This is a genomic window from Thiohalocapsa halophila (assembly GCF_016583825.1).
Taxonomy (GTDB): domain Bacteria; phylum Pseudomonadota; class Gammaproteobacteria; order Chromatiales; family Chromatiaceae; genus Thiohalocapsa; species Thiohalocapsa halophila.
The window spans coordinates 26424-48704 of record NZ_NRRV01000005.1 but is presented as its reverse complement, the minus strand read 5'-3'; the positions used below and the strand labels follow the sequence as shown (position 1 = coordinate 48704).

Annotated in this window: 19 protein-coding genes; 11 read left to right on the top strand and 8 right to left on the bottom strand. The window is 68.4% G+C overall.

From position 1 onward, the window contains the following. The first annotated feature begins 104 nt into the window (after positions 1-104). The 3 genes from CKO31_RS03370 (at position 105) to CKO31_RS03360 (ending at position 4518) form a co-directional block, all read left to right on the top strand. Positions 105-956: a hypothetical protein gene (locus tag CKO31_RS03370; protein ID WP_200234074.1), complete on the top strand. Its 852-nt coding sequence runs from the start codon at positions 105-107 to the stop codon at positions 954-956. 7 nt (positions 957-963) lie between these two features. Continuing rightward, a complete protein-coding gene (prsT, locus tag CKO31_RS03365; protein WP_200234072.1) occupies positions 964-3720 on the top strand; it encodes an XrtA/PEP-CTERM system TPR-repeat protein PrsT in 2757 nt (918 codons plus the stop codon). A 270-nt stretch (positions 3721-3990) separates the two neighbouring features. Next, a complete protein-coding gene (locus tag CKO31_RS03360) occupies positions 3991-4518 on the top strand; it encodes an FAD-dependent oxidoreductase (protein WP_200234071.1) in 528 nt (175 codons plus the stop codon). A 61-nt stretch (positions 4519-4579) separates the two neighbouring features. Here CKO31_RS03360 and CKO31_RS03355 read toward each other — a convergent pair whose 3' ends face one another. After that, positions 4580-5200, bottom strand: coding sequence for a pseudouridine synthase (locus CKO31_RS03355; protein WP_200234070.1), 621 nt, complete (start codon positions 5198-5200; stop codon positions 4580-4582). Positions 5201-5319: 119 nt separating this feature from the next. Between CKO31_RS03355 and icd the strand changes: the two genes are divergently transcribed. Next, a complete protein-coding gene (gene icd, locus CKO31_RS03350) occupies positions 5320-6576 on the top strand; it encodes an NADP-dependent isocitrate dehydrogenase (protein ID WP_200234069.1) in 1257 nt (418 codons plus the stop codon). Between the two features lie 90 nt (positions 6577-6666). Here icd and CKO31_RS03345 read toward each other — a convergent pair whose 3' ends face one another. Then, entirely contained in the window at positions 6667-6873 is a 207-nt protein-coding gene (locus CKO31_RS03345) for a cold-shock protein (protein WP_200234068.1), read from the bottom strand. A gap of 711 nt (positions 6874-7584) precedes the next feature. On the opposite strand from CKO31_RS03345, the gene clpS reads away from it, so the two are divergent. Further along, positions 7585-7908 (top strand): ATP-dependent Clp protease adapter ClpS, encoded by a 324-nt coding sequence (gene clpS / locus CKO31_RS03340; protein ID WP_200234067.1) that lies wholly within the window; start codon positions 7585-7587, stop codon positions 7906-7908. A 172-nt stretch (positions 7909-8080) separates the two neighbouring features. Continuing rightward, positions 8081-10345 carry an ATP-dependent Clp protease ATP-binding subunit ClpA gene (gene clpA / locus CKO31_RS03335; protein WP_200234066.1) on the top strand — a complete coding sequence of 755 codons (2265 nt, stop codon included), beginning with the start codon at positions 8081-8083 and terminating at the stop codon, positions 10343-10345. Between the two features lie 374 nt (positions 10346-10719). On the opposite strand, the gene infA is transcribed toward clpA, so the two are convergent. The 6 genes from infA to trxB form a co-directional block, all read right to left on the bottom strand. Beyond that, positions 10720-10938, bottom strand: a complete 219-nt coding sequence (gene infA, locus CKO31_RS03330) for a translation initiation factor IF-1 (RefSeq protein WP_200234065.1) — start codon at positions 10936-10938, stop codon at positions 10720-10722. A gap of 236 nt (positions 10939-11174) precedes the next feature. Further along, the gene (locus CKO31_RS03325; protein WP_200234063.1) at positions 11175-11936 is read right to left on the bottom strand and encodes an arginyltransferase; all 762 of its coding nucleotides are present in this window, start codon (positions 11934-11936) and stop codon (positions 11175-11177) included. Next, complete coding sequence (gene aat, locus CKO31_RS03320; RefSeq protein ID WP_438873998.1) at positions 11926-12702, bottom strand: leucyl/phenylalanyl-tRNA--protein transferase; 777 nt, start codon at positions 12700-12702, stop codon at positions 11926-11928. Before aat ends, CKO31_RS03325 begins: the two co-directional genes overlap by 11 nt. After that, on the bottom strand, positions 12699-13886 hold the full coding sequence (locus CKO31_RS03315; protein ID WP_200234061.1) for a GNAT family N-acetyltransferase: 1188 nt from the start codon (positions 13884-13886) through the stop codon (positions 12699-12701). Before CKO31_RS03315 ends, aat begins: the two co-directional genes overlap by 4 nt. A gap of 113 nt (positions 13887-13999) precedes the next feature. Beyond that, a complete protein-coding gene (locus tag CKO31_RS03310) occupies positions 14000-14284 on the bottom strand; it encodes a hypothetical protein (protein ID WP_200234059.1) in 285 nt (94 codons plus the stop codon). Positions 14285-14342: 58 nt separating this feature from the next. After that, the gene (gene trxB / locus CKO31_RS03305) at positions 14343-15305 is read right to left on the bottom strand and encodes a thioredoxin-disulfide reductase (RefSeq protein WP_200234057.1); all 963 of its coding nucleotides are present in this window, start codon (positions 15303-15305) and stop codon (positions 14343-14345) included. A gap of 297 nt (positions 15306-15602) precedes the next feature. Between trxB and CKO31_RS03300 the strand changes: the two genes are divergently transcribed. The 5 genes from CKO31_RS03300 to ribBA all read left to right on the top strand — a co-directional run bounded on the left by CKO31_RS03300 (position 15603) and on the right by ribBA (position 22180). Beyond that, positions 15603-16874 carry an SGNH/GDSL hydrolase family protein gene (locus CKO31_RS03300; protein ID WP_200234055.1) on the top strand — a complete coding sequence of 424 codons (1272 nt, stop codon included), beginning with the start codon at positions 15603-15605 and terminating at the stop codon, positions 16872-16874. Positions 16875-16999: 125 nt separating this feature from the next. Then, positions 17000-19534 carry a DNA translocase FtsK gene (locus tag CKO31_RS03295; protein WP_200234054.1) on the top strand — a complete coding sequence of 845 codons (2535 nt, stop codon included), beginning with the start codon at positions 17000-17002 and terminating at the stop codon, positions 19532-19534. A 4-nt stretch (positions 19535-19538) separates the two neighbouring features. Next, positions 19539-20213: an outer membrane lipoprotein periplasmic chaperone LolA gene (lolA, locus tag CKO31_RS03290; RefSeq protein WP_242475117.1), complete on the top strand. Its 675-nt coding sequence runs from the start codon at positions 19539-19541 to the stop codon at positions 20211-20213. 66 nt (positions 20214-20279) lie between these two features. Further along, the gene (locus tag CKO31_RS03285; RefSeq protein WP_200234053.1) at positions 20280-20939 is read left to right on the top strand and encodes a riboflavin synthase; all 660 of its coding nucleotides are present in this window, start codon (positions 20280-20282) and stop codon (positions 20937-20939) included. Positions 20940-21052: 113 nt separating this feature from the next. Beyond that, positions 21053-22180 (top strand): bifunctional 3,4-dihydroxy-2-butanone-4-phosphate synthase/GTP cyclohydrolase II, encoded by a 1128-nt coding sequence (gene ribBA, locus CKO31_RS03280; protein ID WP_200234052.1) that lies wholly within the window; start codon positions 21053-21055, stop codon positions 22178-22180. Positions 22181-22281: the final 101 nt, after the last annotated feature.

Here is a 22281-nt window from a genome sequence, read left to right as displayed (position 1 = left end):
CACGGCCCGACAGCCCGGCTGCGCTGGACCGGGTGGCCGGGCCGGGTGCTCGTGCCGACACCTCGACCATCACCCTCGAACATCAATCCTTCGGTGAGCCCCCTATGTCCCTCTTCCCCCTGCTGAAGCGTCCGCTGCTGGCGCTGTTGCTGCTGCTGCCCTGGTCCGCCGGCGCCGTCGTCAAGCTCGAGCTGGCGCCGCCCGCCTACAAGTTTGGCGATCTCGAAGGCGGCGGCACCGCGCAGGCCGCATTCGACGTGCAGATATCCGGACTCGACAACGGCACGCCGGGCGACACCTCGGACGACATCGCCGTCGCGGCCTATGACTTCGGGCTGATCTATGACCGCTCCATCATGACGCTGGCGAGCTTCGGGGGGTTCACGGATCGGCTGGGTGATCCGACCGCACTCTTCGAAGTGGAGAACGCCGACCCCCTCGAATACGACTCCGGACCGCCCGAAACTGGTAACAGTCTCTGGGATTACCGGGCCGACCATCCCAGCCCCAGCCTTGGCGCCTATGAAGGGCCTGTGCTGGGCGTTCCGGATATCACGCCTGGCGGCACAATCAACGAAGGCTCGCTGCGTTTCTCGCAGGCCTCGTTCCTGTTCCGCGACGAGCTGCTTGCGCTCCAAGAGCCTGACGTCAACAACACCCTGGTCCTGTTCTCACTGATCTTCGACGTCGACACCAGGGAGCAGAACCACAAGCGCAGCACGCCGCTGCGGTTCGTCGATGATCGGGACTATGCCGATTGGACGGGCGACCCGAACACCGGGCTGCTGGATGTCAAGCTGAGCACGGAAGACGACCTGGATGCTCTGGATTCGCGTTACCTCGACCGTTCCAATGCGACCGTGTCGGTTCCTGTGCCCGGCGCGATGTGGCTAGTGGGACTGGGGCTTGGCGTGCTCGGCGCCTGTCGCCTAAGGCGGCGCAGCCACGGGCTCTGAAGCCACCATGGTCCGATTGGCCCTGGTATTGCTCGGTGTCTTGCTGACAGGCACCGCCGGCGCCGCGGACGAGGCCCTCGCCGCCGCCAAGCAGGCCTGGCGCTACGGCGATGTCCAGGCCGCCACCGAGCGCCTGCGGTCCGTGCTGCAGGATGCCCCGGACGATGCCGAGGCTCGCCTGCTGCTGGCCCGCGTGCTGCTCGACGACGGCCGCAACGAGTCGGCAGCGGCGCTGTTGCGCGACCGCGACGACCCCAAGGCCCGTGCCGTGCTGGCGGCAGCGCGGCTGGAGCAGGGCGACACCGAGGCCGTGCTGCGCCTCACCGAGACCGTCCCGGCCGGCGCCGATGCCCGCGTGCGTGCCTGGCTGCTGACGTCTCGCGGTCAGGCCCTGACGGCGCTCGGTACCCTCGAGGCCGCCGAGCGTGCCTTGCAGGATGCGACCGCGGCCGACCCGGACAGCGCCCGCCCCCTGGTGGGCCTCGCCGAGCTGGCGCGGCGCCGCGGCGAGCCGGATGCGGCGGCGGCGCTCCTGCAGCAGGCAACCGAGGCCCGCAGCGACTTGGCACAGGCCTGGTCCGCGCTCGGCGACGATGCCTGGCGGCAGGGCGACTTCGCCGCCGCACAGCGCGCTTACAGTGCCGCGCTGACCTGGGCCCGAAGTACCTGGGCCCTGCGCTATCGCCGTGCCCTGGCCGCGCTGGAGCTCGGCGATGCGGCGTCGGCGCAACAGGATATCGAGTCAGTCCGGCGCGACGTCCCCGGCTTTGCCGGTATCGACTACGTGGTCGGGCGTCTGCGCCTCGCCGCCGGGGCGCCGGCCGAGGCCTTGCGGCACTTGCGCGCCTTCCTGGAGCAGCAGCCGGCCGCGGCCAGTGCCCTCTACTATGCGGCGGTCGCCAACTGGCAGCTCGGGCAGGACGCTGCCGCCGAGAGCCTGCTCGCCGGCCTGCGCAAAGCGCGGCCGCAGGACCCCCAGGTGGCGGCCCTGCTGGCGGAGCTGTGGCTGGCACGCGGTGATCATGCCGCGGTGGAGCAACTGCTTGCGCCGTTCGTGGTCGAGCCGACGCCCGCGCCGGAGCTGTTGACACTGTATACACAGGCAAGGCACGCCCAGGGCCGGGCGCTCGGGGGCGCGCTCGCGGCAGGTGACGGTGACGAGGGTGCAGCCGCACCCATGGCGGCGGACGCCGTCATCGCCGAGGCCTTGCTCCGCGCACGTCGGCTGCAGGCCGAGGGCCGAAGCGAGGCGGCCGTCGCTGCGGTGCGAGATCTCATCGAGCAATACCCCCAGGCTGCCCGGGCCCGGACGCGGCTCGTGGAGCTGCTGCTCAAGGCTGGTGATCTGGAGGCCGCCGAGGCCGCCGCGCAGGACTTCGTGACGGCGCTGCCCGAGGCGCCGTTGGCCTATGCGGTCCGCGCCGTTGTGCAGGCGGCGCAGGGCAACACCGACGGCGCCCGGCTCGATCTCGGCGGGGCGCTCGACCTCGCCCCCGATTACGCGGACGCCGCGCTCGGCCTGGCCGTGCTGCACGCAGGCGCAGAGCGGCTCGGGGCGGCGCGCCAGACCCTGGAGGAGCTGCTGCAGCGCGACCCGTCCAACGCCGCTGCGCTGTTGCTGCTGGCCAAGCTCGAAGGGGCCGAGGCGGGCGATGCCGCCGCCCTCGAGCGGCTGCGCGCCGGCGTTGCCGCCAGTCCGCAGACCCTGGCGATCCGCGCCCTGCTGGCGCGCGCCCTGCTGGCCCGAGGCCAGCCCAGCGAGGCCCTACTCTTGATTCAGGAGGCGCCACCCGAGACACCGCAGCCGGGCCGGCTACTCTTGGAGGCGGAGGCATTGCTGGCCTTGGACCGAGCGCTGCCGGCGGTGGCGAGCCTGCGCAAAGTCGCCGAGCTGGTGCCGGACTCCGCGGCCGTGCGCTTTGCACTGGCCGGCGCGCGTGTCCAGGTCGGTCAGCTGGATGAGGCGCGCGGGGCGCTGCTCACCGGCCTTGGCCTGCCCGGCGCCGAGCGCCTGACGGTGGCGCAGCTCGATGCCATGCTGGCGCGGCTGGGCAGTGACACCGAGCGCCAGCGCTGGCTCACGGATGCCGCTGCCACCGCGCCAGAGCACCCGGCCGTGCTGGAGGCGGCGGCGCGCTTTGCGCTCTACCGCGGTGAGCCCGGCGCGGCAGCAGCCGCCTACGAGCGCCTGGTGCAGTCACAGCCGCAGCGGGCAGGCTATCTGGTCGGGCTCGCGCGGGCCCGGCACGCCGAGGGCCGGCGCGACGAGGCGCTTGCCATCCTGGAGGATGCAGCCGCCGCGGGCAGCGCCGACACCGAGACCTATCTGCTGCTGGGTGCGCTGGCCCTCGGGCGCCAGGATGGTGCCGCGGCCATTGCGGCCTATCGCGAGGCGCTCGCCCGCACGCCGGGGCAGCCGTTGGCCGCCAACAACCTGGCGGTCCTCCTGGTGGAAGACGACCCGCGCGAGGCGCTGCGCTTGGCCAAGCTCGCCGAGCGCGCAAGCCCGCATGATCCGGAAATTCAGGACACCCTGGGCGTGGCACTCCTCGCCGTGGGCGAGGCGAAGGCGGCGCGGCGGGTGCTGGCGCGTGCCGCACAGGCGTCGCCCAACCCGACCATTGCCTATCACTACGCCCGTGCCCTCGTGGCGGTCGCCGAGCCGGAGGCCGCCGCCAGGCGCCTGCTGCCGTTGTTGGGGCAGGACTTCCCGGAGGCCGCGCAGGCCCGGCGACTGCACGCCAAGCTGACCGCAGCACCCTGACCGGCCAGCGGGCACTTGTCAGCCAGTGCATGGGGTCTCCCGTCCTGGCAAGGCAGACACCGGCATCCGGGCGCTAAGCCATGCGCCGGGGGCGGATGGGGGCGCCATGCCCCACTGACGCTGTCGGCCTTTTCTGACGGATCTCCCGGTATTAATCCCGAATCGCGCACGCGTCGCGAACGTAGATTGGGCGCATGCGCACAACGGTCGTCCCCCGGTATCGGGCGGCTGTGCTGCGCTTACCAGCAGCTCAGCGACGGGGTAGAGATCATGACAACGCACGTGAAGGTGGCGGTGATCGGTGCGGGACACGCCGGTTTGAACGCGATCAAAGAGATTCGCAAGGTCACGGACGATTGGGTGCTCATCAACGGCGGGCCCCTCGGCACCACCTGTGCCCGCATCGGCTGCATGCCGTCCAAGGTGGCCATCCACCTGGCGGACACCTACAAACAGCGTGACAAGCTGGAGCGCTATGGCGTCAGCGGGGGCGACGCGCTCGCGCTGGATCGCCCGGCGGCGCTGGAGCACGTGCGGGATCTGCGCGATACCTTCGTGGACTTGGTACTCGCCAACACCACCGACGAGATGGACGCGGATCACCTCATCGAGGGCTATGCCGAACTGCTCGATCCCCAGCGGCTGCGCGTCGGCGACCGCGAGATCACCGCGGATGCCGTAATCGTCGCCACCGGTGCGCGCTCTGTGGTCCCGCCGGCCTGGACCGCCGACTTTGGCGACGGCATCCTCACCGTCGACAACGTCTTCGAGCAGACCGAGCTGCCGGCGAGCGCTTGACGCCCGCAGCAGGGCCGGGAGCCGGGGGCTGGGAGGCAGAGGCCGGTGAGTCTGCGTGTCCTCAGCTCCGCCGTCGGCCTGGGCTCGACCCCGCTCGACCGCGTTGGCGCGGTGCAGGAACACACAGGACGCGGAGCTCGCCGGGCCTGAGCCCGTCCAGGCGCCAGTCGCCGACGGCCACCCGCACCAGCCGCAGCGTCGGCAGGCCGACCGCGGCGGTCATGCGGCGCACCTGGCGGTTGCGGCCTTCGCAGATGGCGACCTCGAGCCACGCGTCCGGGACGCTCTTGCGATGGCGCACGGGCGGGTCCCTGGGCCAGAGATCCGGCGGGTCGATGCGCCGCACACGCGCTGGTCTGGTTCTGCCGTCTTTCAGCTCGACGCCTTTGCGCAGCAGCGACAGCTGCGCCTCCGTAGGCGCCCCCTCCACCTGCACCTGATAGTGCTTCCATTGCTTGTGCGCCGGATGCGTGATGCGGTGTTGCAGCGCACCGTCGTCCGTCAGCAGCAGCAGGCCTTCACTGTCCTTGTCCAGACGTCCGGCGGGGTAGACGCCCGGCTGTTGGATGTAGCGGGCCAGGGTAGGCGGTGCGCTTGCCGGCGCGGCGCCCGGCTGGGCACCCGGCACCGTGAACTGGCTCAGCACCCCATAGGGCTTGTTGAACAGAATCAGGCGGGCCATCGCGGCGGCGGCATCCGGCGCACGGGTGTTAACATCGCAGTCATTCCGCTGGTTTCCATCCTTGCGCTTCCCAACCAACACCGCCGCCGCCGGTGGCGCCCTTTCCGAGGACTTGCAGCATGGCCTATCAACACATCCAGATCCCCGCGGATGGCGAGCGCATCGGCGTCGGTGCCGACAACCGCCTCCAGGTGCCCAACCGCCCCATCATCCCCTACATCGAGGGCGACGGCATCGGTATCGATATCACCCCGGTGATGAAGGACGTGCTCGACGCCGCGGTCGCCAAGGCCTACGGCGGTGAGCGCAGCATCGCCTGGATGGAGGTCTATGCCGGCGAGAAGTCCACCCGGGTCTATGGCGAGGATGTCTGGCTGCCGGACGAGACGCTGGAGGCGGTGAAGGAGCTCGTGGTCTCCATCAAAGGCCCGCTCACCACGCCCGTGGGCGGCGGCATCCGCTCGCTCAACGTCACGCTGCGCCAGCAGCTGGACCTCTATGTGTGTCTGCGGCCGGTGCGCTACTTCGCCGGCACACCGAGCCCGCTGGTGCACCCGGAAGAGACCGACATGGTGATCTTCCGCGAGAACTCCGAAGACATCTACGCCGGCATCGAGTGGCAGAGCGGCTCGCCGGAGGCGGAGAAGGTCATCGAGTTCCTGCAACAAGAGATGGGCGTCACCAAGATCCGCTTCCCGGAGACCTCGGGCATCGGCGTCAAGCCCGTCTCCAGCGAGGGCACCAAGCGCCTGGTGCGCAAGGCCATCCAGTACGCCATCGACAACGATCGGCCGTCAGTGACCCTGGTGCACAAGGGCAACATCATGAAATTCACCGAAGGCGCCTTCAAGGCCTGGGGCTATGAGCTCGCCAAGGAAGAATTCGGCGCCGAGGAGATCGGCGGCGGCCCTTGGTGCAGCTTCAAGAATCCGAGCACCGGCACCGAGATCACGGTCAAGGACGTCATCGCCGACGCCTTCCTGCAGCAGATCCTGCTGCGCCCGAAGGAGTATGACGTTATCGCCACCCTGAACCTGAACGGCGACTACATCTCCGATGCGCTGGCGGCCCAGGTGGGCGGCATCGGCATGGCGCCGGGGGCCAACATCTCCGACACCGTCGCCATGTTCGAGGCCACCCATGGCACGGCGCCCAAGTATGCGGGCAAGGATCAGGTGAACCCGAGCTCGCTGCTGCTCTCCGGGGAGATGCTGCTGCGCCACTTGGGCTGGACCGAGGCCGCGGATCTGGTGATCAAGGGCATCGAGGGGGCGATCTACTCCAAGACCGTCACCTACGACCTGGAGCGGCTGCTGGAGGGCGCCACCAAAGTGAGCTGCTCGGGCTTCGGCGAGGCGGTGGTCAGCCAGATGTAAGGCGACGGCGGCGGGCTGCGCCGTTCGCGGCGCGATGAACTGCCGGGGAGGGGAGCCGGGCGCCGGCGGTGCCGGCGTCCGGGTTGGCGATCAGTAGGCGCGCTGCACCTTGGCGGCGTGCAGACCCTTGGGGCCCTGGTTCACCTCGAACTCCACTTTCTGGCCCTCCTTGAGCGTCTTGTACCCCTCCATCTCGATGGACGAGAAGTGGACGAAGACGTCCTCGTCACGGTTATCCGGCTTCACAAAACCATATCCCTTGGCGTTGTTAAACCACTTAACGACACCTGTCATCATGGCGGCAACTCCTCCAGTGCTTTTGACCGCTGTGGCGCGGTACTCTCGTGGGTGGCAGTCGGTCGTTGTTGTCGGCGCCGTCGACCCCTTATCGGGCCGCTCGCCGCCGGGTGCAGACAGGCTGGCGGGCGCCACCGGTCGGTCACCATAACGCCGAAGTATAGTCTGCTGATTCACATGGTCAATCGAAGTGATTGCCGAGGCATCGGCGGCGCGGGCGGTGCGGCAGAAGGGGCTGCGGATGAGCCCGATGTTCTCGCAGGCGCGGGCATAGACGCAGGCGGTCGGGGGCTGTATTTTTCACCCTGAAGCCCTCACTAAAGGAGCAGACGCGGCGACGGCACGGCACATTGCATGCCACCGCAAAAAGCAGTGAGCACATGGCCGGGTCGACCCATAAAAGCCGGTTGCGGGGCACGGCGATACGGCAGGCGCCCGCGGCGCCAAAACCGTCTCCAAAGCGCTGTCGCTGCCGCCCTGGGGAGACACCGACGGCTGCCGCTGCGTGGCCGGCATCGGCACGGAGCCAGAAGGCGCGGTGCCCCTGCTCCTAGATTTGGAGCGGCTTGCGCCGCTCAAAACAGCGGGGCATCCTGCCCTGCATCGGCAGCGTCAATCAGTCGGCGTTGCCCGAGGGCTGGGCGCAGGGCAGCCAAGCCATCACTTCCACCCAACCTTTGTACCCAGACCCAGTCGCGCCAAACCGAAGCCATGAGCGAGTGGAATCCAAACGAAGACCAGGACTCGGGTCTCGTCGTCCAGGAGTCCAAGCCGGCGCTGAAGCGCCCGCCCTTGTTCAAGGTCCTGCTGGTCAACGACGACTACACGCCGATGGAGTTCGTCGTGCACGTACTGGAGACCTTTTTCCGCATGAACCGCGAGAAGGCCACCCAGGTGATGCTCCATGTGCACACCCGGGGGGTTGGCGTCTGCGGCGTCTTCACCCGTGACATAGCCGAGACCAAAGTGAACCAGGTCAACGACTTCAGTCGCGAGAACCACCATCCGCTGCTGTGCACCATGGAGGAAGCGTGAGCGCCGGCTGTCGAAGCGCCCGCTTGGTCGCCGTCGCCTCGGCGCTCGGCCTCAGCGCAGTCACGCGCCACAGCAGACGCACGCATCCGATCCCCGTCGTATCTGCTGCAAGCTGCATCGCCGGGCTTCCTGCACCCCTTTCTTGCACCCAACGCTATCCAGGGTCCAGAACATGCTGAGTAAAGAGCTCGAATTCACCCTGAACCACGCCTTCAAGGAAGCGCGCGAGAAGCGGCACGAGTACATGACCGTCGAGCATCTGCTGCTCTGCCTGCTGGACAACCCGACGGCGGCCAAGGTCCTGCGGGCCTGCGGCGCGGATGCCGATAAGCTGCGCAAGGACATCGCCACCTTCATCGACGAGACCACGCCCCTGATCGCCGAAGGCGACGCGCGCGAGACCCAGCCGACGCTGGGCTTCCAGCGCGTGCTCCAGCGCGCCGTCTTCCACGTGCAGTCCGCCGGCAAGAAAGAGGTCACCGGCGCCAACGTGCTGGTGGCACTATTCAGCGAGCAAGACAGCCAGGCGGTCTACCTGCTGAACCAGCAGGATGTCTCCCGGCTCGATGTTGTCAACTACATCTCCCACGGTATCTCGAAGGTGCCGGGCGAAGAGCAGGACGACGAGTCCCAGCCCGAAGCCGAAGAGCCGCGGCCCGAGGAGAAAGAATCCTCCAGCGCGTTGGAGAACTTCGCGAGCAACCTGAACGAGCTCGCGCGCCAAGGCCGGATCGACCCGCTCATCGGGCGCAGCGGCGAGGTGGAGCGCACTGCGCAGATCCTCTGCCGGCGGCGCAAGAACAACCCACTGCTGGTGGGTGAGGCCGGCGTGGGCAAAACCGCCATCGCGGAAGGGCTCGCCAAGAAGGTCATCGACGGCGACGTGCCCGACGTGCTCGGCGATGCCGTCATCTACGCGCTGGACCTAGGCTCTCTGGTGGCGGGCACCAAGTACCGCGGTGACTTCGAGAAACGCCTCAAGGCCGTGCTCGCCGAGCTGAAGCGCCGGCCCAGCGCGATCCTGTTCATCGATGAGATCCACACCATCATCGGTGCCGGCGCCGCATCCGGCGGGGTCATGGACGCATCCAACCTGATCAAGCCCGTGCTCGCGTCCGGTGAGCTGCGCTGCATCGGCTCCACCACCTACCAGGAGTTCCGCGGCATCTTCGAGAAGGATCGGGCGCTGACCCGCCGCTTCCAGAAGATCGACGTGCATGAGCCGACAGTGGAGGAGACCTTCGAGATCCTGAAGGGCCTCAAGAAGCGCTTCGAGGAGCACCACCAGGTCAGCTATACCAACCCCGCGCTGCGGGCCGCGGCGGAGCTCTCGGCGAAGTACATCAATGACCGCCACTTGCCGGACAAGGCCATCGACGTCATCGACGAGGCCGGCGCCAATGTACAGCTGCGCCCGGCGGCCAAGCGCAAGAAGCGCATCGACGTGGCTGACGTCGAGGCCATCGTCGCCAAGATCGCGCGCATCCCGCCGAAGAAGGTGTCCATGTCCGACACCGAGTCCCTCAGGAACCTCGACCGGGATCTGAAGATGGTCGTCTACGGTCAGGGCGAGGCCATCGATGCGCTCACCTCGGCCATCCGCATGAACCGCTCCGGGCTCGGCAACGAGGAGAAGCCCATCGGCTCCTTCCTGTTCACGGGTCCCACCGGCGTCGGTAAGACCGAGGTGACGCGCCAGCTTGCGCGCATCCTGAGCATGGAGCTGATTCGCTTCGACATGTCCGAGTACATGGAGCGGCATACGGTCTCGCGCCTCATCGGCGCGCCTCCAGGGTATGTCGGCTTCGACCAGGGCGGCCTGCTGACGGAAGAGGTCACCAAGCATCCGCACTCGGTGCTGCTGCTCGACGAGATCGAAAAGGCCCACCCGGACGTGTTCAACCTGCTGCTGCAGGTGATGGACCACGGCTCGCTGACGGACAACAACGGCCGCAAGGCGGACTTCCGCAACGTGGTGCTGGTGATGACCACCAATGCCGGCGCCGAGGAGACCAGCCGCCGCTCCATTGGCTTCACCGAGCAGGATCATTCCACGGATGCCATGGAGGCGCTGAAGAAATACTTCACGCCGGAGTTCCGCAACCGCCTGGACGCCGTGGTGCAGTTTGGCGCCCTGGACCAGACCACCATCGCCAGCGTCGTCGACAAGTTCGTCTTCGAGCTGGAGCAGCAGCTGGCCGAGAAGAAGGTGGCCCTGGTGGTGGAGCCGGATGCCAAGGCCTGGCTGGCCGAGAAGGGCTACGACCCGAAAATGGGCGCCCGGCCCATGGCGCGTATCATCCAGAACCACATCAAGAAGCCGCTCGCCAACGAGCTGCTGTTCGGCGAGCTCGCCGACGGCGGTACCGTCACCGTCAAGCTCGGCCCGGACGATGAGCTGACCTTCACGTTCGACGCCGAGAAGGCGACGGCTTAGAAGAAGGGTCGAGGGGCGAGTGTCTAGGGGCTAGGGACTGGCCCCGCTGATGATCGAGACCGCCGTGACTGGCGGTCTTTTCGTGTCAGCCCCAGCGTGTCGCAACGTCCGCTGTGCACACCGGCGCGCGGGCCAGGGTTGACGCCGGCGCGGGGCGCTCGACCCAGCCAGGGTCGCTGCTGCCGCCGGTAAGCGCACGCACACGTCTGAATGGCTGCCAAACCACCGTCACGGTGATCGCGACGCTTGGATCGACCGGCCTTGGAACCTGGGAGCGGCCTCGGACAGGCCGAGGACTCAACGGCTCACGCGAGCGCCGAAATCTGCTTCGGTGGCTCTGAACGACGACATCCGGTGTGGACCGGTCGCGCGCCTCAACGTGCGCGGTAGGTGATCCGGCCCTTGCTCAGGTCGTAGGGCGTCAGCTCCACGGTGACCTTGTCGCCGGTGAGGATACGGATGTAGTGCTTGCGCATCTTGCCGGAGATGTGGGCCGTGACGATATGACCGTTCTCCAGCTCTACGCGAAACATGGTATTGGGCAGGGTCTCCATGACCACGCCGTCCATCGTGATAACGTCTTCTTTTGCCATGGATTTGGGTTAGTACTTCGGTTCCGGCGCCGCAGCCGCGTCGCCACCACTCGATCTGAAAAAAGTTGGGGATCGGCGCCGGGACCATCACGGCCACCGCCTCGCAAGCCCACCATGATAGCACAGCCGGCTGCGCGAGCCGCCGTCGATGCCAATGTTCGAGGGTGCTGCACCGCCCAGGCATTGCGCAGACCGACGCGGCCGTCCAGCCCGCGGCGGCGCCAGCCGCCGCGGGGCTAGAAGCGGATGGTCTCGCCCTTGCCGTAGCGCCGCCACTCGCGGCCGTCCCAGGCCTCGATGGGTCGGAAGCCGTCCTTGTAAGCCATCTTGCGGCTCTCGCCGATCCAGTAGCCCAGGTACACATAGTCGAGGCCCAGGCGGCGGGCCTCGCGAATCTGCGCGAGCACCGCATAGGTGCCTGGGGCGCGGTGGGATTCTGCGGGGTCGAAGAAGGTGTAGACCGCCGAGAGGCCGTCGCTGAAGAAGTCGGTGACGGCGACGCCGATCAGGCGGCTCTCGCCGTCCAGCTCGCGGCGCAGCTCCAGGAAGCGCGTGTGTCCGCCCCAAGGCGCGAGCAGGAAGCGGGCGTAGGTCTCCACCGAAACGTCGTCGGCCATGTCGCCGTCGCCGTGGCGGTGCAGCAGATAGCGCTCGTAGAGCTGATAGTGCTCCGCCACCAGGGTGGCCGGGCGGGCGACGACGCTGAGCTCGGCGTCGTTGCGGGCGGCGTTGCGGCGCTGGGAGCGGTTCGGCCTGAAGGCGTCCACCGGTACCCGCACCGGCACGCAGCGCTGGCAGCCGCGGCAGGCAGGGCGATAGAAATGCTGGCCGCTGCGGCGGAAGCCGATCTGCTGCAGCCACTCGGCGCGGGCGGCGTCGATGTGGGCTAGAGGATCGACGAACAAGGTGCGCGCGCGCAGGCCGTCGATGTAAGAGCACTCGTGCTCGCCGGTGAGATAGAGCTGCAGGTCCCCGCGGGCGGGGCGGTCATCGCGCATGCCGGACCTCCGTTACCGTACCGGCCGGCGCCGGGGCCTCCGGGAAGGTGACGGCGCCGTCATCCCAGGAGCCGCGCGGTGTCGGCTGGTCGCGGTATTGCTCCACCAGGCGCACGAAGCGGGCGCGGGGCAGCAGCTCGGCGCCCATACGCAGCAGGTGCCCGGTGAGGACCTGGCAGTCGATGAGCGCAAAGCCTTGCGTGTCCAGGAAGCGACAGAGATGCACCAGGGCCACCTTGGAGGCGTTGTCGACGCGGGTGAACATGGATTCGCCGAAAAAGATACCGCCGATGGCAACGCCGTACAGCCCGCCGGCGAGTGTGCCATCCTGCCAGACCTCGACGGAATGGGCGACTCCGTGCACATGCAGCGCCCGATAGGCGCTGATCATCTCCGACACCAGCCAGGTGCCGCCGCCGTCGGCGCGGGGCGCTGAGCAGGCATTGATGACCGCCGGGAAGTCCCGGTCCATGGTGACGCCGAAGCTGCGGCGCTTGAGGACCTTACGCAGACTGCGAGAGATCCGCAGGGCGGGCGGGCGCAGCACCGTGCGCGGGTCCGGTGACCACCAGAGGATCGGGTCGCCCTCGCTGAACCACGGGAAGATGCCGTGGCGGTAGGCGTTGACGAGCCGCGCGACGCTGAGATCGCCGCCCACCGCGAGCAGCCCGTCCGGGTCCGCCAGCGCCTCGCCGACGTCCGGAAAGCTGGCGCTCGGGTCGTTGGGCGCCAACAGGTAGGGCAGATGGCGACTCGTTCGGTTCAAGCCTGCGCCGGGCGGTTGCCGTTGGGTTGCGGGTCGGCGGCCTTGTAGGGGCTGTGGGTGCTCATCTCGTCGATGTAGTCCTCCACGGCGTCGATCTCGTGCTCTAGGAAGGCGCCGATGGGCTGGCGAAAGCGCGGGTCGGCAATCCAATGCGCCGACCAAGTGCGCGCGGGCAGAAAGCCGCGGGCCACCTTGTGCTCGCCCTGGGCGCCGGGCTCGAAGCGGGTGAGCCCGTGCTCGATGCAGTGCTCCAGCCCCTGATAGTAGCAAGCCTCGAAATGCAGGCTGTGATAGTCCTTGAAACAGCCCCAGTGCCGCCCGTACAGGCTGTCCGCCCCCATCAGGCAGAAGGCGGCGGCGACGATGCGCGCGCCCGCCGGGTTGGTCTCTTCGGCGAGCACCAGCAGCAGGTTCTCGCCCATGGTGCGCCCGATCTCCTCGAAGAACGCCAGGCTGAGGGTCGGCAGGCCGCCGCGCTTGTCGAAGGTGTCTTCATAGAGCTGATGGAAGGTTCGCCATTCTGCCGGGGTCACGGCGTCGCCGCGCACCCGCCGGATGTGGATGCCGGATTCTGCGACCCGGCGCCGCTCGCGCTTGACCTTCTTGCGCTTCTCCGCCGAGAAGGTGGCGATGAAGTCGTCGAAGCTCCCATAGCCCGCATTATGCCAATGGAACTGACAGCCGAGGCGCGGCATCAGGCCCTGCTCACGGGCCCAGTCGATCTCGGTATCGCTGGTGAAGAGCCAGTGCAGACCGGACACTCCCAAGCGCTCGGCCACCTGCACCGAGCCCTTGATCAGCGCCGCCGCCAGCGCCGGGCGCTCCGGGGTGTCGCCGGTGAGGATGCGCAGGCCGGTGGCCGGCGTATAGGGAGAGGCCACCACCAGCTTGGGGTAGTAGCGCTCGCCGGCACGGCGGTAGGCATCGGCCCAAGCCCAGTCGAAGACGAACTCCCCGTAAGAGTTGAACTTGAGATAGCAGGGCGCGGCGGCCACGGCGCGGTCTTGGTCGTCGCGCAGCACCAAGTGCCGCGGCAGCCAGCCGAAGCGCTCGCCGACGCAGCCGTGGTGCTCCATGGCGGCCAGGAACTCGTGCCGCAGGTGGGGTAGGTCGTCGCCCGCCAGAGCGTTCCAATCCGCGGCTGGGACCTCGTCGATGGCGGTAAGGGTGGTGAGTCGATACATCCGGTGCCGGTCTCAGCTGCCCGGCCAGGCTTGCCTAGAAAGCCCCGAGGGTATGGGCAGGCAGCGGGATCGGAAAGGCGTCGCCAGCCGCTGGTGTCGGTGTCGGCAATGTGTCAGCCAGGCCAGTAGGCGAGCAGGTTGGCGCCGAAGCTCAGCGCCAGCAGCAGGCTCGCGGCCAGCCGCAGCACGGCACCGCGCGGGCGCGGGCGCTCGCGCACCATGGCGATGCCGAAGTAGGCGCCGACTGCGTTGATGATCAGGCCAAGCTCGCTGACCAGCAGCAGAGCCAGCAGCGGCACGCGCGTCTCGACGGGCGTCGGGCCGCCGCCAAAGACGACGATCAGCAACAGGGGTACCGACACCGCCAGCGCAATGGTCGGAAAATTGCGGCGGTTCATACGGGTGGTGCCGTGCACAGCGCGGGCGGAGCCTTTGAGTGCGCTCCGCCCCGCGGGCTCATGCCTTTTGGGCCACCAGGTCCAGGTACTTCTCGGCATCCAGCGCCGCCATGCAGCCGGTACCGGCGGAGGTCACGGCTTGGCGGTAGACATGGTCCATGACGTCGCCGGCGGCGAACACGCCGGGTATGGAGGTCGCGGTGGCATTGCCTTCGGTGCCGCTGTTGACCTTGATGTACCCGCCTGCCATGTCGAGCTGGCCTTCGAAGATCTGGGTGTTCGGCTGGTGGCCGATGGCGATGAACACGCCGTGCAGCTCCAGCTCTTCGGTGGTGTCGTCCTGGACGTTCTTGATGCGGATGCCGGTGACCCCGGACTGGTCGCCGAGCACCTCGTCCAGCACCTGATTCCAGGCTAGACGCACGTTGCCGTTCTCGGCCTTGTCGAACAGCTTCTGCTGCAGGATCTTCTCGGCACGCAGCGCATCGCGGCGGTGCACCAGGGTCACTTCGGAGGCGATGTTCGACAGGTACAGCGCCTCTTCCACAGCGGTGTTGCCGCCGCCGATGACGGCCACCTTTTGGCCGCGGTAGAAGAAGCCGTCGCAGGTCGCACAGGCGGACACGCCGCGGCCCATAAAGGCCTGCTCCGATTGCAGGCCCAGGTATTTGGCGCTGGCGCCGGTGGCGATGATCAGCGCATCGCAGGTGTAGGTGGCGCTGTCGCCGGTGAGCTCGAAGGGGCGCTTGGCGAGGTCGACGGCGCTGATCTGATCCAGGATCAGCTCGGTCTCGAAGCGCTCCGCATGCTTGCGCATGCGCTCCATCAGGTCCGGGCCCAGCACGCCGTCCGCATCGCCGGGCCAATTGTCCACATCGGTGGTGGTCATCAGCTGGCCGCCCTGCTCCAGGCCGGTGACCAGCACCGGGCTCAGGTTGGCACGGGCCGCATACACGGCGGCGGAATAGCCGGCGGGGCCGGAGCCGAGGATCAGCAATCGGCAGTGTTTGGTCTCGCTCATGATCTGTCTCCAGGCGGGGATCGCTTGGCTGTCCGACACCGACAGCACGACAGCCCCGCAGTGAAAAACCAAGATGCTACGCGCCGCCGGGGGGCCGGTAAAGCCGCCCGCGGCCAGCCCCGCGGCGAGCCTGAGGACACTGCGCGGCCGGCGTCTGCGACTCTCCTGCGGTGATTGCGCCTGAGCAACCTGCCCGACGCCGGTATACTGCGCCGTCGCGCCGGGGGCGTGCCGACGCTTGCGCCCCGGCGGCCTTGGCTCCGTCTCTTGCTGCCCGTCAACCTGCTACCCGCCGTCATGTCCAGAAAGCGCGCCTGGCTCGGCAGCCTGGGCCTGCTGCTCGCCGCCTTGGTGACGGCGCTGCTGCTGGCCGAGGGGCTGCTGCGCGCCGCCGGTCAGTCCTATTATTGGGCTGTCGCCAAGCGCCCGGACCCGGTGCTCGGCTGGCGGCCGCCGCCGCAGGTGCAGGCCTGGCAGCGCTTCGAGGGCGAGGCACTGGTGCGCACCAACGCGCTCGGCTTTCGTGATGACGACCACGCCCCGCCCAAGCCGGCGGGCACCCTGCGCATCGCCGTGCTCGGTGACTCCTTCACCGAAGCGGTGCAGGTGCCCCTCGCGCAGACCTGGTGGCGGGTGATGGCCGCCCGCCTTGGGGCCGGGGCCGAAGACTGCGCACTCACGCCGCCGGTGGCGGCGCTCAACTTCGCCGTGAGCGGCTACAGCACGGCGCAGTCGCTGCTGACGTGGCGCGCCCATGCCCGGCGCTTCGATCCGGATGTGGTGGTGCTCGCCTTTTTCATCGGCAATGACCTGAGTGAGAATCACCCGGCATTGGATGCGGAGCCGCTGCGCCCCTATTTTCGGCCGCCCGCAGCAGAGGGCGGCGAGCTGGTGCTGGACGACGGCTTTCGGCGCAACCCCGCTTACCAGGCGGCGACCTCGGCCCTCGGGCAGACCCGGCAATGGCTGCTGGAGCGCTCGCGCGTCGCCCAGCTGGTGGTGCAGGCACGCGACGCCGGGCGCTTGCGCGCCCTGACCGCTGCGCCCGTCGCGGCGGATCGCGCAGCCCCGAGCGAGGACGCGGCGACCGCCCCGCAGGAGCCGGGCGTCGACAACGCCATCTACGGCCCCCCGGATAGCAGCGCCTGGCGCGAGGCCTGGCAGGCCACCGAGGCCATGCTCGCGGCCTTCGCCAAGGAGGTCCGGGCCGCCGGCGCAACCCCGCTGCTCATGCTCATCGGCACCGGAGTGCAGGTGCATCCGGACCCTCGTGTGCCGGCACGCTTCGCCGCCGCGCTCGGCGTGGCGGACCTGGGCTATCCGGTGCGCCGACTGCTGGACGCGGCCGCGCGGCACGAGCTGGCCGTGCTGAACCTGCCGGCGCTGCTGTCGGCGCGGGCCGAGCGCGACGGCGTCCTGTTGCACGGCTTTCCCGGCGGCCGGCCCGGGCTGGGCCATTGGAATGCGGACGGTCACCGCGCCGCGGGCGAGGCGGCAGCCGAGCACTTGTGCACAATGGCAGCCGAGGCGCTCGGCGCCGGCGGCGAGAGCGTGCAAGCGCGGGATTGATGCTCGAGCGGCGAGGTCTTTGATGCCTGATCGTCGCGCGTCGAGTGCGCTGTGCGGGAAACCACGCGAAGAAGCCACGATAAGGATATAATCACCCTAATCATTTTGTCACAGAGGTGTGTTTCGTGAGCCAGGCTACTCGCGCAGGCCAACTGACGCTCGCAGACTATCTGGACCGCGCTTGGCGCGAGGGCGCCATGTGGACCCTGATCTGTGCGGCCTTGTATCTGGTGGTAGCCCTGGCGAGCTATTCCCCGCAGGACCCGGGCTGGTCCTTCGTCGGCGCCAGCGAGACGGTGACCAATGCCGGCGGGCGCTTCGGCGCCATCTTCGCGGACCTCGCGCTTTTCCTGTTCGGTGTGTTGGCGTATCTGCTGCCCTTGATGGTGGCCTGGAGCGCCTACCTCGTCTTCCGCCAGCGCGCGCCGGAGCCCGAAACCAAGCTCTATTGGCTCGTGCTGCGCTGGGTGGGCTTTCTGCTGCTGCTCACGGCGGGCGCCGCACTGGCGAGTATCTACGGCTCGCACCTGATGGCGGAGCTACCGAACGGCATCGGCGGCGGCTTGGGGCTGTTGGTCAGGGATTACGCCATGCTGGCTTTCGGCTCCGCCGGCAGCCCCTTGGCGCTGACTGCGGTGTTCCTGGTCGGCTTTCTGCTCACCACCGGCATCAGTCCGCTACAGGTTGTGGATGCCGTGGGGGCTTTGACGCTGGCACTGTTCCGGCTGCCGGTGCAGGGGTTGCGCGCCCTCTGGGGTCTGCGCCTGTCGCTGCCGCGCCTGCACAGAGCGCAGGCGCCGCTGGATGAGGCCGACGCGGACGCCGGCGCGTACGCCGCCGATGCCGAGCCGCCAGCGGCGGGTGCGGCGCCGCCGCAGGCGCCACCGGCACCGGCGCGAGCCGCGCAGACACCGCGGCCGGCGCCCGAGTCCGAGCTGGACGAAGACGCCTTGACCGACCTGTCCAGGTTTTACGGTGACGCACCGGAGCCGGCACCCACGCCGGCTGGGGCCGCGCAGGTGGCCCCATTTGCCCCGGTCGAGCCGCCGGCGGACCCGCCCGCCCCGGCGAAGCGCAAGCGCAGCAAGCCCACTGCCGACGAGCGCCAGCTGCCCCTGCCGCGGCTCGCCGGGAGTGCGGGGGATCAGCCGCCGCTGGAGCTGCTGGAGCCCCCGCGCAAGAGTCAGCGCGCCGTCAGCCCCGAGCAGCTGGAGACCATGTCCCGGGACCTGGAGGCGCGGCTCGCGGAGTTCGGCGTCGTCGCCGAGGTGGTGGCCGTGCATCCGGGCCCGGTGGTGGCGCTGTTCGAGCTGGAGCTGGCCCCGGGCGTGAAGGTGAGCAAGATCACCGGCCTCGCCAAAGACATCGCCCGGGCGCTGTCGAAGGTGAGCGTGCGGGTGGTGGAGGTCATCCCGGGCAAGTCCGTCATCGGGCTGGAGGTGCCGAACGACCAGCGCGAGATGGTGTATCTCAGCGAGACCCTCGGCTCCCGGGCGTACCGGGACGCCAAGTCGCCGCTGACCATCGGCATGGGCACGGACATCGCCGGTGCGCCGGTGGTGGCGGACCTCGCGCGCATGCCGCATGCGCTCATCGCCGGCACCACGGGCTCGGGCAAGTCGGTCGCCATCAACGCCATGATCCTGAGCCTGGTCTACAAGTCGAGCGCCGAGGACGTGCGCCTCATCATGGTGGACCCGAAGATGCTGGAGCTCTCCGTCTACGAGGGCATCCCGCACTTGCTCACCCCGGTCGTGACGGACATGAAAGAAGCCGCCAACGCGCTGCGCTGGTGCGTCGGCGAGATGGAGCGGCGCTACAAGCTCATGGCGGCGCTGGGCGTGCGCAACATCGCCGGCTACAACCGCAAGGTGGAGGACGCTATCGACGCCGGCACGCCCATCCTGGACCCGCTCTACAAGCTCGCCGACGACGAGCAGGCCAGCTTCGACGCGCACGGCCAGCCCGAGATTCCGACGCTCACCAAGCTGCCCTACATCGTCGTCATCATCGACGAGCTCGCCGATATGATGATGGTGGTGGGCAAGAAGGTGGAGGAGCTCATCGCCCGGCTGGCGCAGAAGGCGCGCGCCTCCGGCGTCCACCTGCTGCTGGCCACCCAGCGCCCGTCGGTGGACGTGCTGACGGGCCTGATCAAGGCCAACATCCCCACGCGCATGGCCTTCAAGGTGTCCGCAAGGGTCGACTCGCGGACAGTGCTGGACCAGATGGGCGCGGAGCACCTGCTCGGGCACGGCGACATGCTCTACCTGCCGCCCGGCGGCAGTATTCCGCAGCGCGTGCATGGCGCGTTCGTGGACGACCACGAGGTGCACCGGGTGGTGGATTTCCTGAAGCAGCAGGGCGAGCCGGAGTATATTGACACCATTCTGCAGGAGCCCGGCGAGCATTTGCCCGGCATCGACCCGGAGCCAAAGGGCGGCGGCGATGTCGAAGACCAGGACCCGCTGTTCGACGAGGCGGTGCAGTACGTCGTCGAGAGCCGCCGTGCATCCATCTCCGGCGTGCAGCGCAAGCTCAAGATCGGTTACAACCGGGCGGCACGGATGGTCGAAGAGATGGAGCGTATCGGTATCGTCGCCCCGGCGGAGACCAATGGTAACCGCGAAGTCCTAGCACCCGCGCCCGTGGAGGGCTGATCATTTGTCGTCATTCATGCTGTACCCGATCTCGCACTGGCGCCGGCGCGCCGGCGCGCTGTTGAGCCACGCCTTGTTGCTCACCGCCTTCGCCGCTGCACCGGCCGCCGGCGCCGTTGCCGACGGTGTCGAGGAGGTCACCGACTACCTGCGCGGCCTGAACAGCCTGCAAGCGGATTTCCGGCAGATCACCATTCCGGCGGACGGCGGTGCCGCGCTGGAGGCCACCGGCACCTTCTACCTGCTGCGGCCGAACCGCTTTCTGTGGGAGTACGAGGATCCGAGCACCCAGCGCATCGTCGCCGACGGCAAGCGCGTCTATATGCACGACACGGAGCTGAATCAGGTCACCCACCGCAGCCAGAAGCAGATCCTGGACGGCACCCCGGCGCAGCTGCTGGCGAGCCGTGAGCCGCCGGAGAAGTACTTCGACATCAGCAATCTGGAGCGTGACGACCGCCGCACCTGGGCGGAGCTGATCCCCAAGACCCAGGACACGGACGTGGTCAAGCTGCAGATCGGCTTCGTCGACGGCGAGCTGGATACGCTGCTGATGGAAGACCGCTTCGGGCAGCTGACCCGGTTCATTTTCACGGACGTGGACCGCAACCCGCAGCTCCAGTACTCCATGTTCCGCTTCGAGCGCCCGGCGGGCGCCGATTTTCTGCAGGTCGATTGACGCTCGAACGCGCACCGCGCCTGCCAGCCAACGCCATCCCGGCTTATACCAAGGCCTCGCCTATCCATGTTCACAGGTCTCATCCAAGCCGTCGGCGAGATCGAGCGCATCGCCCCCGCAGGCGGCGACATGCGCCTCAGCGTACGCGCCGGCAAGCTCGACCTGGGTCGGGTGAGTCCGGGCGACAGCATCGCCGTCAACGGCGTCTGCCTGACGGCGGTGGAGCGCAACGGCGATCGCTTCGCCGCCGACGTCTCGCGCGAGACCCTGGACCACACTACCCTGGGCGGTCTCGGCAGCGGCGCCCGCGTCAACCTCGAGACCGCGCTGACGCTGGCCACGCCGCTGGGCGGCCACCTCGTCAGCGGCCATGTGGACGGCGTGGGGCAGGTGCTGGATCTGCGCGAAGACGCCCGTTCCTGGCGGCTTCAGATCCATGCGCCGGGGGAATTGGCGCGGTACATCGCCCACAAGGGCTCCATCTGCGTGGACGGCATCAGCCTGACGGTCAATCGGGTGGTCGGCGCCGTGTTCGACTTGAACATCGTGCCCCATACGTATCAGGAGACCATCATCGGCGATTACCGTGTCGGTACACGGGTGAATCTGGAGGTGGACCTCCTCGCGCGCTACCTGGAGCGGCTGCTGCTCGGCGACCACGCGGCCGAGGCCGGCACCGAATCCATCACCATGGACTTCCTGCGCCGCCACGGCTTCGCCAACTGACTGAAATCCTGTTTCCAGGATGACCATTTCGCCAAGTGACGGCCCCCGACCGCTATGTTAAGTTGTAGGGCTGTTTCGCAGTTCCCCGCCAACGTGCGCCCACTCGCCTAGAGATGTCCCCCACCGCGACCCCGCTGAACTCCACCGAAGAGATCATCAGTGACCTGCGTGCGGGCCGGATGGTGGTCATCATGGATGACGAGGACCGCGAGAACGAGGGCGACTTGCTCATCGCCGCGGACTGCATCACCCCCGAGTCCATCAACTTCATGGCCAAGTACGGCCGGGGGCTGATTTGCCTGACCCTCACCAAGGCCAGGTGCGAGCGCCTGCACTTGCCGCTGATGGTGAACGCCAACAACGCGCCGCACTCCACGGCCTTTACCGTGTCCATCGAGGCTGCGCGCGGCGTCACCACGGGTATCTCCGCCGCCGACCGGGCGCAGACCATTCGCGCCGCGGTGGCACCGGACGCCAAGGCCACGGACCTGGTGCAGCCGGGTCATGTCTTTCCGCTGATGGCGCAGCCGGGCGGGGTGCTGGTGCGCGCCGGCCACACCGAGGCGGGCTGCGACCTGGCGCGGCTCGCCGGCTTCGAGCCCGCGGCGGTGATCGTCGAGGTGCTGAACGAGGACGGGACCATGGCGCGGCGGGCCGACCTCGAGGCGTTCGCTGCCGACCATGGGCTGAAGATCGGCACCATCGCGGATTTGATCCACTACCGCGTCGCCAACGAAAAGGCCGTGGTGCGCGAGGAGCGCTGCGATCTGCCCACGGAGCTGGGCAACTTCCGCGTTACCGCCTACCGTGACACCATCGAGGGCGAGGTGCACCTGGCGTTGGCGCTGGGTGAGGTCTCGCCGGAGCGCCCGACGCTGGTCCGCGTGCATCTCCAGAACACCTTGTGCGACCTCTTCGGGGCCTATCATCCCGCCTGCGGTTGGCCGCTGCGGGATGTGATGCAGCAGATCTCCGAGGCAGGCGAGGGCGTCATCGTCGTGCTGCGCAACCGCGACCGCTCGGACGACGTGCTGAGCAAGGTGCGCCAGCTCTGTAATTTGGAGCAGGAAGACCAGGCACCCCGACTGCGCACGGATCGCAGCGAGCTTCGCACCTACGGCATCGGTGCGCAGATCCTCGCCGACCTGGGGGTGCGCAAGATGCGGGTGATGAGCGCCCCCAAGGCGATGCATGGCATCTCCGGCTTCGACCTGGAAGTCGTCGAGTACGTCGGCAGCTGACGCCCCTGGAGCGGCCTCTCGCCGCGACGGACCAGCATCCGGCCGTGGGAGCGGTGTCCCGCCGCGATCCGCAAGCGGAACCGTGGGGCCGCCGTCCCCAT